At 67.4% G+C, this 12373-nt stretch carries 9 protein-coding genes; 7 read left to right on the plus strand and 2 right to left on the minus strand.

Annotation, left to right across the window (positions count from 1 at the left end):
- Position 1: 1 nt before the first annotated feature.
- The 7 genes from J7I44_RS05475 to J7I44_RS05505 all read left to right on the plus strand — a co-directional run bounded on the left by J7I44_RS05475 (position 2) and on the right by J7I44_RS05505 (position 8116).
- Positions 2-919 carry a histone deacetylase family protein gene (locus J7I44_RS05475; protein WP_245187971.1) on the plus strand — a complete coding sequence of 306 codons (918 nt, stop codon included), beginning with the start codon at positions 2-4 and terminating at the stop codon, positions 917-919.
- Between the two features lie 147 nt (positions 920-1066).
- Positions 1067-3493: an LPS-assembly protein LptD gene (locus tag J7I44_RS05480; protein ID WP_209617063.1), complete on the plus strand. Its 2427-nt coding sequence runs from the start codon at positions 1067-1069 to the stop codon at positions 3491-3493.
- Positions 3494-3612: 119 nt separating this feature from the next.
- Positions 3613-4971 carry a peptidylprolyl isomerase gene (locus J7I44_RS05485; protein WP_209617065.1) on the plus strand — a complete coding sequence of 453 codons (1359 nt, stop codon included), beginning with the start codon at positions 3613-3615 and terminating at the stop codon, positions 4969-4971.
- Between the two features lie 8 nt (positions 4972-4979).
- Entirely contained in the window at positions 4980-5972 is a 993-nt protein-coding gene (gene pdxA, locus J7I44_RS05490) for a 4-hydroxythreonine-4-phosphate dehydrogenase PdxA (RefSeq protein ID WP_245187957.1), read from the plus strand.
- A gap of 25 nt (positions 5973-5997) precedes the next feature.
- Entirely contained in the window at positions 5998-6780 is a 783-nt protein-coding gene (rsmA, locus tag J7I44_RS05495; RefSeq protein ID WP_209617067.1) for a 16S rRNA (adenine(1518)-N(6)/adenine(1519)-N(6))-dimethyltransferase RsmA, read from the plus strand.
- A 48-nt stretch (positions 6781-6828) separates the two neighbouring features.
- The gene (gene apaG, locus J7I44_RS05500) at positions 6829-7212 is read left to right on the plus strand and encodes a Co2+/Mg2+ efflux protein ApaG (protein WP_209617070.1); all 384 of its coding nucleotides are present in this window, start codon (positions 6829-6831) and stop codon (positions 7210-7212) included.
- Between the two features lie 52 nt (positions 7213-7264).
- Positions 7265-8116 carry a symmetrical bis(5'-nucleosyl)-tetraphosphatase gene (locus J7I44_RS05505; protein ID WP_209617073.1) on the plus strand — a complete coding sequence of 284 codons (852 nt, stop codon included), beginning with the start codon at positions 7265-7267 and terminating at the stop codon, positions 8114-8116.
- A gap of 362 nt (positions 8117-8478) precedes the next feature.
- On the opposite strand, the gene secA is transcribed toward J7I44_RS05505, so the two are convergent.
- Together secA and J7I44_RS05515 are read right to left on the minus strand one after the other, a co-directional pair.
- Entirely contained in the window at positions 8479-11196 is a 2718-nt protein-coding gene (secA, locus tag J7I44_RS05510) for a preprotein translocase subunit SecA (RefSeq protein WP_209617075.1), read from the minus strand.
- A 234-nt stretch (positions 11197-11430) separates the two neighbouring features.
- A complete protein-coding gene (locus J7I44_RS05515; RefSeq protein WP_209617077.1) occupies positions 11431-12360 on the minus strand; it encodes a peptidoglycan DD-metalloendopeptidase family protein in 930 nt (309 codons plus the stop codon).
- Between the last annotated feature and the right edge of the window lie 13 nt (positions 12361-12373).

Below are 12373 nucleotides of genomic sequence, written 5' to 3' on the forward strand. Positions count from 1 at the left end.
GCTGCGGCTCTACACCCATCCGGTCTGCCTGCAGCACGCCCCCGGCCCCGGCCATCCCGAGTCTCCCGCGCGCCTGCACGCCGTGCTGGCGGCCCTGGACCGCGACCGTTTCGCCGCGCTCGACCGTATCGAGGCGCCGCGCGCCAGCATCGAGGCGCTCGAGCGCGTGCACGATCCCGCCCATGTTGCGCGCATCCTTGCCAGCGCCCCCGCGGACGGGCTGGTCCGCCTCGATGAGGACACGCTGATGTCGCCGGCCTCGGCCGAGGCGGCGCTGCGCGCGGCCGGCGCCGTGGCCGCCGCGGTCGATGCCGTCCTCAACCAACGGGCCAGTCGCGCGTTCTGCGCCGTGCGCCCGCCCGGACACCACGCGACAGCCGACCAGGCGATGGGCTTCTGCCTGTTCAACAACGTGGCGGTCGGCGCCGCGCACGCGCTGGCCGAACATGGCCTCGAACGCGTCGCGATTGCCGACTTCGACGTGCACCACGGCAACGGCACACAGGACATCTTCGCGCGCGAGCCGCGCGTGCTGTTCGTCTCCAGCCACCAGTCGCCGCTCTATCCCGGCAGCGGCGGCGCGGAGGAAACCGGCGTGGGCAACCTGCTCAACGCCCCGCTGCCGCCGCAGACTGGCTCGCAGGCGTTCCGGCAGCTATGGGACGAGCGGCTGCTGACGCGACTGGACGCCTTCCGTCCGCAACTGCTGCTGGTCTCGGCCGGTTTCGACGGCCACCGCGCCGACCCGCTCGCGCAACTGCAACTGGACGCCGACGACTTTGCCTGGCTGACCGCGCGACTGGTGGACATCGCCCGCGTGCATGCGGCCGGACGCGTCGTTTCGACCCTGGAAGGCGGCTACGACCTCGACGCACTCGCCGCCAGCGCGAGCGCGCACGTTGCGGCGTTGATGGCCTGAGCGGCACGTATCGGCAATGAACCCCGCCTGCCTGTGGGAGCGGTGGGCTGAAGCCCCGCCCTACGGTGCGCCTGGCCGGGGCAGTCCTGCCGGCCATGCACCCTTTCTGCTAGTTTTACGCGTCCTGACGAACGCCGACAGCCCACCGTGACGCTGAGCCACACGATCCCGCGCGCCTTGCCTCCACGCCGCCTGCTGGCGGTCGCCGCCGCCCTCGCCCTGTTCGGCGGCCCGGCCGGGGCCCAGACCGCGGTACCCGAGGCCACTGCACCCGCCGCGTCGACCAGCACGGGCACCGACGTGGCGAGTTGCCCGCTCGGCGCGTTCCATTGTCCGCCGCGTCCGGAAAGTTTCGCGCTGTGCCGGCCCAACGCACTGCTGGCGTTCTACGACCCGACGCTCCCGCGGGATCCCTCGCGCCGCGAGCTCTCCGACACGGTGGTCGACGCCGCTCATGTGGACAGCTCCAACGAGGCGGTCTATCGGCTCTCGGGCGACGTGCGCATCGAGCGCGCCGACCAGCTGCTGCGCGGCGACCGGATCGACTACAACGACACCACCACCGACTACGACGCCCAAGGCAACGTGCGCTACCAGGAGGCCGGCGAACTGCTCAGCGCCGACCGCATGCGCGGCAACACGCAGGCCAACCACGGCGTGGCCGAGAACGTGCGCTACCAGTTGCTGCAGTCGCGCGGCAACGGCACTGCCGCGCGCGGCGAACTGATCGACGCCCAGCGCAGCCGCTACAACCTGGTGAGCTATTCCACCTGCGACGTCGGCCACCACCTGTGGGAGGTGCGCGCCAAGCGCCTGGAGATCGACAAGGCGACCGGCGTGGGCAAGGCGCACGGCGCGACCATGCGCTTCGCGGACGTGCCGTTTCTGTATCTGCCCTACTTCACCTTCCCGGTCGACAACCGGCGCAAGAGCGGCTTCCTGTACCCGACCTTCGGCAGTTCGAACCGGTCGGGAACCATGTTCTCGATTCCCTATTACCTCAACCTGGCGCCGAACTACGACGCCACGCTCGAGCCGCGCATCTACACCCAGCGCGGCACGATGCTGGCGGGCGAGTTCCGTTATCTGGTGCCGGGCACGGCCGGGCAGCTAAACGTCGAATACCTCCCCAACGACCGCGGCGAGAACCGGCCTGATGCCGATCCGACCCAGGGGCACGACCGCTGGTTGCTCAAGTACAGCGACGTTACACGCCTGGGAGGTCCCTGGTCGTTCAACGCCAGCATCAACCGCACGTCCGATCGCAGCTATCTGCGCGATTTCGGGAATGACCTGTACACCGCCTCGATCGGCACGCTCGCCTCCAATGCCTACGTGGTCGGGCACGGTGACTGGTGGAACGCCTCCTTCGGCGCCGACAGCTACCAGAACGTCGACCCCTACCTGCCCGATACCGTGGTGCAGTACAAGCGCTGGCCGCGGGCGGCACTTGGGCTAGACGTGCCGCTGACGCGCTGGCTCGAGTTCGGCGCGACCACCGAGGCGGTGGCGTTCCGCAAGGACAATGTAATCGAAGGCAACCGCCTCGATCTGTACCCGTACCTGGCGGCCGACTTCCGCGGCGCCGCCTGGTTCGTGCGCCCCAAGCTGGCCTATCGCTACACCGCCTACCAGCTCGACGCCAACTACGCGAACTACGGTTTTTCCGGACCGCTGACCGGCACGCAGATGTCGCCCTTCGGCGAGCGCACGCCCAGCCGGGCGTTGCCAATCGCCAGCCTGGACACCGGCCTGATCTTCGAGCGCCCCGCCTCTCTGTTCGGTACGACCTACACGCAGACGCTGGAGCCGCGGCTTTACTACCTGTACGCGCCCTATCGGGATCAGACCGACCTGCCGCTGTTCGATACCCAGCGCATGTCATTCGACTACTGGCAGCTGTTCTCGCCCAACCAGTTCTCCGGCGCCGATCGCCAGATGAACGCGAACAACCTTACCGCGGCGCTCACCACGCGCTTCCTTGACGATGATGGCGTGGAACGGCTGTCGGCCAGCATCGGCCAGATCCATTACTTCGCGCCGCAACGGGTGCAATTGCCCAACGGCGCCACCACTACCGCCGCACCGACCGACTGGACGCGCTCGGACTATGTGGCCGAGCTTGGCATCCAGCTGAACGACCGCTGGCGTCTCAACAGCGCTTACCAGTGGAGTCCGAACAGCCGCCAGACCGACCTGGGCACGCTCGGCCTGCAGCGACGCATCGGCGCCAACGGGATCTTCAATTTCTCCTACCGCTACCGGCGCAACTTCCTGGAGCAATACGACGCATCGGCCATTTTTCCGATCTCCGAGCGCTGGCGCCTGCTTGGACGGTGGGTCTACTCGGTGCGCGACCGTCGCACGGTCGAGGCGCTCGCCGGTCTGGAGTACGACAGCTGCTGTGTCGCCGTGCGAGTGGTCGGGCGCCATTACGTGCTTGCCGACGGGCCGCTGGCCGAGCGTGGCCGGCCCAACAACGCGGTCATGTTCGAGCTGGTCTTCAAGGGCCTGGGCGCCTTCAACGGCCAGGCGGAAGACGTGCTGCGGCGTGGTATTCTCGGCTATCAGTAACGGCATGGCCGCGAACTTTCCGCCGCCGTTGCGATCCACGGTTGTCGACCGGCACGACCGGACCTGAAGGCACCGATTCCTCCAACCATCGCCGCACAGGCGATTGAAGGCTCCGACCGATGAAGCACCCCACCGCGCTGCTCCTCCTCGCGCTCGCCGCGGCCACCGTCCTGCCCGTCCAGGCCCAGTTGCTGCCCCAGGCCCAGGGCCAGGGCGACGCCACGACCTCGGGCACGCAGCCGCTCGACCGCATCATTGCGGTGGTCGACGACAATGTGATCCTGCAGAGCGAACTGGACGACGCCGTGCGTTCGGTCAGGCAGCAGTACGCCAGCACGCCCGACCGTCTCCCGCCGGAGGACGTACTCAAGCGCCAGGTGCTCGACCGCCTGGTGCTGATGAAGCTGCAGGTCGCCAAGGCCGGTGAGCAGGGCATCCGGGTGTCCAACGCGGATGTCGACCAGGCGGTGGCCACTGTCGCGCAACAGAACCGCATGAGCCCTGAGCAGCTGCAGCAGGCGGTCGAACAGAGCGGCCAGAGTTTCGCCGCTTTCCGCGGCCAGCTGGTCGACCAGATCATGGTCCAGCGCTTGCACGAGAACGTGGTGCGCGACTCGGTCAACATCACCGACAGCGAAATCAACAACCTGCTCAACAGCCCGACCTACAAGGCCGGCGAGGTGCATCTGGCGCACATCCAGATCTCGATCCCGGCCGGCGGTACCGCGGCGGATATCAACGCGGCGGAGGCCAAGGCACAGGAAGCGCTCGATGCGATCAAGGGCGGCATGGATTTCAACGCCGCGGCGATCCGCTACTCCGACGCCCAGGACGCGCTCGAAGGCGGCGATCTGGGCTGGCGCAAGATGGACGAGATCCCGCCGGCCTTCGCCGACACCATCACCGGCATGAAACCTGGCCAGGTCAGCGCCGCGCTGCGCGGCCCGACCGGTTTCCACATCCTCAAGCTGGTCGACCAGCGCGAGCCCAGCCGCCAGGTCGTCACCGAGTACCACGCCCGCCAGATCCTGATCCGCCCGAGCGAACTGCTGACGCCCGAGCAGGCGCAGCAGAAGGCGCAGGACCTGTACAACCGCATCGTCAACAAGCACGAGGACTTCGCCAAGCTGGCGAAGGAAAACTCCAAGGATCCGACCACCGCCAACGCCGGCGGCGACATGGGCTGGTTCCAGCGCGACCAGTGGGGCAGCACGATCGCCCAGCAGCTGTCGCAGCTGAAGGATGGCGAGGTCTCCCAGCCGTTCCAGAGCGAGGCCGGCTGGCACATCATCCAGCTCGAAGGCACGCGCAAGAAAGACGTGACCGAGGAGAGCGAGCGCAACCAGGCGCGCCAGGCGATCGGCAACCGCAAGGCCGAGCAGGCCTACGAGGACTTCCTGCGCCAGCTGCGCGCCGACGCCTACGTCAACATCCTGGTGCCGGAGCTGAAGGACCCGGACGCACGGGACAAGAGCTGAGCCGTGCCTTGAACGCCAGCCTGCCGCGTCTGGCGCTGACTGCCGGGGAACCGGCCGGCGTCGGTCCCGAACTGCTGGCGCGGCTCGCCTCGATGCCGTTTGCGGCCGCGCTCATCGCCATCACCGATCGCCATCTGTTGCAGCGCGCGGCGACCCGCTGTGGGGTGCCGTTGCAACTGCACGAAGACGACGGCCAGCCGCATGCACACGTGCCGGGCAGCCTGCGCGTGCAGCACGTGCCGCTGGTGGTGGAAGAGCACCCGGGCAAGCCCGACCCACGCAATGCCCGCCACATCCTGACCACGCTGGCAGAAGCGGCCGATGGCTGCCTCGCGGGCAGCTTCGCGGCCGTGGTCACCGCGCCCCTGCAGAAGGCCTCGATCAACGACGCCGGTATTCCCTTCAGCGGCCACACCGAGTTTTTCGCCCAGCGCGCCGGTGTGGACGTGGTGATGATGCTGGCCAGCCCGGAGCTTCGCGTGGCGCTGGCCACCACGCATCTGCCGTTGCGCGCAGTGCCCGCGGCGGTCACCGCGGGGTCGCTGGAGCGCACGCTGCGCATCGTGCATGCCGAGCTCAGGGCCAGGTTCGGACTGGCCGAACCGCGCATCGCGGTACTCGGCCTCAACCCGCACGCCGGCGAAGCCGGCCACCTCGGACGCGAAGAAATCGAGGTGATCGAGCCCACGCTGGCGCGGTTGCGTGCACAGGGCATGTCCTTGCTCGGCCCCCTGCCGGCGGACACGGCCTTCGTCCCCGCCCAGCGCGAGCGCTACGACGCCGTGCTGGCGATGTATCACGACCAGGCGCTGCCCGTGCTCAAGAGCGAAGCTTTCGATCGCACCGTCAACCTGACCCTCGGTCTGCCTTTCATCCGTACCTCGGTCGACCACGGCACGGCGCTGGACCTGGCCGGCACGGGGCGAGCGGATCCATCCAGCCTGATTGCCGCTGCGCGTATGGCCCTGGAGCTGGCCGGCCGGCGCGGCTGCGTCGGTTGAAAGCCCCGTTCCGCGAGAAGACCCGATGAACGCCCGTCCCAAGAAAAGCTTCGGTCAGCATTTCCTGCACGAGAGACGCTACATCGAGCGCATCGTCAGCGCGATCTCGCCCAAGGCCGACGATCGCGTCGTGGAGATCGGTCCAGGCGAGGGCGCGCTCACACTGCCGCTGCTGGCTGCCGCCGGCCGCCTCGTCGCGGTCGAGCTGGATACCGACCTGATTCCAGGCCTGCAGGCGCGCGCGGCTGGCGTCGGTGCACTGGAGATCGTCCACGCCGACGTGCTCAAGGTGGACTTCACTGCACTAGCGCGACGCCTCGGCGTGGCGCGCGTACGCCTGGCCGGCAACCTGCCCTACTACATCTCCAGCCCGATCCTGTTCCACTGCGTGGACCATGCAGCCGCGATTGAAGACATGCACTTCATGCTGCAGAAGGAAGTGGTCGACCGGATGGCCGCAGACCCGGGCAGCAAGGTGTATGGGCGGTTATCGGTGATGCTGCAGCTGGCCTGCCGGGTCGAGCCACTGTTCACCGTGCCGCCGGGCGCGTTCCGCCCGCCGCCGAAGGTCGATTCGGCGGTCGTGCGGCTGATACCGCTGGCGGAGCATGAGCGCCACGATGCCGACCCGCAGCGCGTGCACGCCATCGTCAAGGCCGCCTTCGCGCAGCGGCGCAAGACGCTCGCCAACGGATTGAAGAACCTGCTCGACAGCACGGCCATCGCCAGCGCGGGCATCGACCCGAAGGCGCGCGCCGAGACCCTCGCGCCCGGCGACTTCGTACGGCTGGCCAAAGTTCCCGCCTGACGCGTCGCCTACACGCCCAGGCCCGCGCGCAGGCCGTACAATCGACGCATGAATCCCAAAGCTTCCTACACGATCGACGTGCAGGTCGAAACCCGTTTCGTTCCCGACCAGTCCAAGCCGCACGACAACCGCTACGTGTTCGCCTACACCGTGACGCTGCACAACGCCGGCGACGTGCCCGCGCGGCTGCTCACCCGCCACTGGGTGATCACCGATGCCAACGGCAAAGTGGAAGAAGTACGCGGTGAAGGGGTGGTCGGCGACCAGCCGTGGATGCGGCCGGGCGACCGTTACCAGTACAGCTCCGGCGCGGTGCTGGACACCGCCGTGGGCACGATGCGCGGCAGCTACCAGATGCTCGCCGACGACGGCACCCGCTTCGAGGCGCCGATCGCGCCGTTCACGCTGTCCATACCGCGCACCCTGCACTGATGGCACGCACAACAGAGGGTTCGCCTGCGATGGACCGGACGGACGAGTTCTGATGGCGACATATGCAATCGGCGACGTGCAAGGCTGCTATCCCGAGCTCTCGCGCCTGATCGACAAATTGCGCTTCGATCCGTCGCGTGACCAGTTGTGGTTTTGCGGCGACCTGGTCAATCGCGGCGGCGAGTCGCTGCAGGTGCTGCGCATGCTGCACGACCTGCGCGAGAACGTGATCGTCACGCTGGGCAACCATGACCTGAGCCTGCTGGCGATCGCCCAGCGCAAGCCCGACGCCCAATCGCGGGTCAACCCGGAACTGCGCGAGGTGCTGTTCGCCGACGACGCTCCGGTGTTGTTCGAATGGCTGCGCAACCAGAAACTGCTGCACCATGACGAAGCCCTGGGCTGGGGCATGGTGCACGCCGGGCTGGCGCCCTCGTGGACGTTGCGACAGGCATTGCGCGCGGCGCAGGAGGTGGAGCGGGAGCTTTCCAGCCCCCGCCATCCCCGGCTCCTGCGCAATCTCTTCGGCAACCGCCCCGCGGCGTGGTCGAGCCGGCTGCAAGGCATCGAGCGCTTCCGCGCCTCGATCAATACCATGACGCGCATGCGCTACTGCGACGTCAACGGACGGATCGATTTCGAGGCCAAGGGCGTGCCAGGCACGCAGAAGCCGGGACTGTATCCGTGGTTCGCCGTACCGGGCATGCGCCGACGGGACGTCAGGCTGGTCTGCGGGCACTGGTCCGCACTGGGCCGTTTCGCCGGTCTTGGCGTGTACGCCATCGACACCGGTTGCGTGTGGGGTGGCCAACTGACCGCGCTGCGGGTGGACGAGGAAGAACCACAGTACATCACCGTCAACGCCGAACCGCACCGCAAGCGCCCGCCTGGAGGCGCGGATTGAGCTTTTGCTCCTTTGCCTCCTGATCAGCGCCGAGTCTCAGAAGGAAGTCTCGCCCCTCCTGACGTCATTCCGCAGGTGTTGGGGAGCCGTCTCGCTTTACTGCCAGTCCCAAACGGGCTCTCGGCTGATGCGTCGAGTTCTCTGACTGGACGCCAATCAAGCCGCATGGGGGCAGTTGGTCGTTCTTGCGGGTTACCTCGCGCCTTGGCTCGCCCGCGGTGGGCGAGGCAAGTTGCGGAACGATGTCGCAAGGAACCAAAACATCCCCAACTCAGGAAGCGCTCTGGCGAGCCCCGGCCCCACACCCCAACCCTCTCCCCCGGGGGGAGGGGCTGGGAGCGCCGAGCTGCGGGCGGGCAACCTCAGGCCAGCTGGCCGTGGCAGTGCTTGTACTTCTTGCCGGAGCCGCAGGGGCACGGATCGTTGCGGCCGATCTTCGGACCCTCATGCTGCACGGTGCCCGGTGTCGCCGCCGGCGGGGCATCGTTGCCCAGCGCGTTGACCGGCGCTCCGCCGCCGCTGGCGAGCATCTGCTGTTGCAGGCGTGCCGCCAGCCGTTGCTGCTCGGCTTCCATCGCGGCGACCTCCTCCTCGCTGCGGATGCGCACGCGGGCGAGCATCTGCACGACCTCGGTCTTGATCCTGCTGAGCATCTCGGAGAACAGTTCGAACGACTCGCGCTTGAACGCCTGTTTGGGATCCTGCTGCGCATAGCCGCGCAGGTAGATGCCCTGGCGCAGGTAGTCCATGCTGGCCAGGTGTTCCTTCCAGGCGTTGTCGACCACGCTCAGCATCACGTGCTTCTCAAGCTGGCGCATGGTCTCGGCGCCGATCTGGGCCTCCTTGTCCCTGAACGCCTGGTCCATCGCCTCGCGCACGTGCTCACGGATCTGCGCAGCTTCCAGCTCGTGCTGCTGCTCCACCCAGGCCTTCAGCCCCGTGGCGATGCCGAACTCGCTGTCCAGCGCACGCTCCAGGCCCGCGATGTCCCACTGCTCGTCGATACTGTCCGGCGGCACGTGGGCATTGACGATGGATTCGACCACATCCTCGCGAATGTCGGCGATGGTGGCCGAGACATCCTCGCCCTCCAGCAGCTCGTCGCGCTGGCGGTAGATCACCTTGCGCTGGTCGTTGGCGACGTCGTCGAACTCGAGCAGGTGCTTGCGGATGTCGAAGTTGTGCTGCTCGACCTTGCGCTGCGCCTTCTCGATCTGGCGGCTGATCATGCGCTCCTCGAGCGGGTCGTCTTCCTTCATGCCGAAGCGCTTCATCCAGCGGACCAGGCCCTCGCCGCCGAAAATGCGCAGCAGGTTGTCTTCCAGCGCCAGATAGAAGCGCGAGGAGCCCGGGTCGCCCTGGCGGCCGGAGCGGCCGCGCAGCTGGTTGTCGATGCGGCGCGACTCGTGGCGCTCGGTGCCGATGATGTGCAGGCCACCGGCAGCCAGCACCTGCTCGTGGCGCTTCTTCCATTCGCTCTTGACGCGCTGGCGGTCCACTTCGGAGGCATCTTCCGGCAGCGCGGCAAGTGCGACCTCTAGGCTGCCGCCGAGCACGATGTCGGTACCGCGGCCAGCCATGTTGGTGGCGATGGTCACCGAGCCCGGCGCGCCGGCCTGCGCCACGATGTGCGCCTCGCGCTCATGCTGCTTGGCGTTGAGCACTTCGTGCGGGACCTTGGCCTTGGTCAGCAGCTCGGACAGCAGCTCGGACACCTCGATCGACGTGGTGCCGACCAGCACCGGCTGACCGCGCTTGTGGCAGTCCTTGATGTCTTCGATCACCGCGCGGTACTTGGCCTGCTGGCTCAGGAACACGATGTCCAGGTTGTCCTTGCGGATCATCGGCTTGTGGGTGGGGATCACCACCACCTCCAGGCCGTAGATGGTCTGGAACTCGTACGCCTCGGTGTCGGCGGTGCCGGTCATGCCAGCCAGCTTCTTGTACATGCGGAACAGGTTCTGGAACGTCACCGTCGCCAGCGTCTGGTTCTCGCGCTGGATCGGCACGCCTTCCTTCGCCTCGACCGCCTGGTGCAGGCCGTCGGACCAGCGGCGGCCGGCCAGCGTACGGCCGGTGAACTCGTCGACGATGATGACCTCGCCGTCGCGCACGATGTAGTCGACATCGCGCTGGTAGATCGCGTTGGCCCGCAGCGCGGCGTTGAGATGATGCACCACGGCCAGGTTGCGGGCGTCGTACAGACCGCTGTCCGGATCGATCACGCCGGCCTTGCGCAGCAGCTCCTCGGCGTGCGCCATGCCCTCTTCGGACAGGTGCACCTGCTTCTGCTTTTCGTCGACCCAGTAATCGCCCGCGCCGTCTTCGACCTGCTGGCGCTTCATCTGCGGCACGATGCGGTTGACCGCCAGGTAGAGCTGCGGCGAATCCTCGGCCGGGCCGGAAATGATCAGCGGCGTGCGCGCCTCGTCGATCAGGATCGAGTCAACCTCGTCGACGATGGCGTAGTTGAGGCCGCGCTGGTAGCGCTGTTCCTTCGACAATGCCATGTTGTCGCGCAGGTAGTCGAAGCCGAATTCGTTGTTGGTGCCGTAGGTGATGTCGGCGCCGTAGGCGGCATGCTTGTCGCCGTGGTCCATGCCCGGGTAAACCACGCCCACGCTCAGGCCCAGAAAGCTGTAGAGCTTGCCCATCTGCGCCGAGTCGCGGCGGGCCAGGTAGTCGTTCACGGTGACCACGTGAACACCCTTGCCTTCCAGGGCGTTCAAATACACCGGCAAGGTGCCCACGAGCGTTTTGCCTTCGCCGGTGCGCATCTCGGCGATCTTGCCCTGGTGCAGCACCATGCCGCCGATCATCTGCACGTCGTAGTGGCGCATGCCGAGCACGCGCTTGGCGCCTTCGCGCACGACGGCAAAGGCCTCGGGCAGGAGCTTGTCGAGCGTCTCGCCCTTGGCCAGGCGCTCCTTGAACTCGTCGGTCTTGGCCTTGAGCGCCGCGTCGTCCAGCTTTTCGAACTCCGGCTCCAGCGCGTTGATCCGCGTGACGGTCTTGGAAAGCTGGCGCAGCACCCGCTCGTTGCGGCTACCAAAAAGGCTGGTCAAGGCACGATTGAACATCGATCTTCCGTCAGTGAAGGCTCAAGGCCCGCGGCGGCCACGGGCGAAAGGAGACATGTTACTACAGCCGCCCCAGTGGGCCGGGATGGCGGCGGAAGGCGGGAGATTCAAGAGGGGTCGGCAGCAAGCGCAAGAGCATGCCTGAGCCCGTTTGCGGGCGAGGCTCCGGGCCGGCGGCCGCAGCAGAGCATCGCCCGCAAGCGGGCTCCTACAAGGTGCGATCGGGTGCAGAGATCAGCGGTGGCTCTTCACGTAGGCCAGCGGATTGACCACACGGCCCTTGTACCAGACCTCGAAGTGCACGTGCGGGCCGGTCGAGCGGCCGGTGGATCCGGCGCGCGAGACCACCTCGCCCACGTGCACACGCTGTCCCGGATGCACCAGCAACTTGCTGTTATGGGCGTAGCGGGTCATGTAGCCGTTGCCATGGTCGATCTCGACCACGTTGCCGTAGCCGCTGCGCACGCCGGTGAAGGTGACCATGCCTTCGGCCACGGCGTGGACGGGCGCGCCAAACGGCACGGCAATGTCCAGGCCGGTATGGCGCGCGCTGTGACCGTCGAACGGGTCCGGGCGCACGCCGAAATAGGAGGAGATGTAGCCCGAAGCAGGCATGCCGGTGGGCTTGAGGTTGGAATCGATCTTGGCATCCAGCAGCAGGCTCTGCAGCGCGGACAGTTGCGCCTGCTGCACGTCGAACTGCCCGGCCAGCTGATCGATGCCCTTGTCCAGCGTCGGTGGCAGCGCGTAGGCGCTGCCAGCGGTATCTTCCAGGCCACCCATCGCGGGCGGCTGGTCGAAGTTGAATTCGTTCGGGTCGAGCTTGCCGACCTCGGTCAGACGTTCGCCCAGGGCGTTGAGGCGAGTGGACTGCGCTTCGAGCTGGCCCAGCTTGATCGCCAGCGCGTCGAGTTCGCGCTGGGAGTCCTTGCGCACCCCCGCCAGCTGTGTGTCCTGCTCATGGATCTGCTGCTTCAACTGGCGGATCTCGGCCAGCGCGCGGTCGCGCGGACTGGACACGGTCAGCGCGACTGCAGCACCCAGGACCCCGCACCCGACCACCGCCGCCATCGCCAGGCCCGCCAGCCGCCAGCGCAACCGCCGCTGGGCGAGATCGAAGGTCTTGGGCACTTTCCGGGAGCGGGATACGAGTATGATCTGCATTGCTTTTTTCACT

The sequence above is a fragment of the Frateuria flava genome (genome assembly GCF_017837635.1).
GTDB classification, from domain to species: Bacteria; Pseudomonadota; Gammaproteobacteria; order Xanthomonadales; family Rhodanobacteraceae; genus Frateuria_A; species Frateuria_A flava.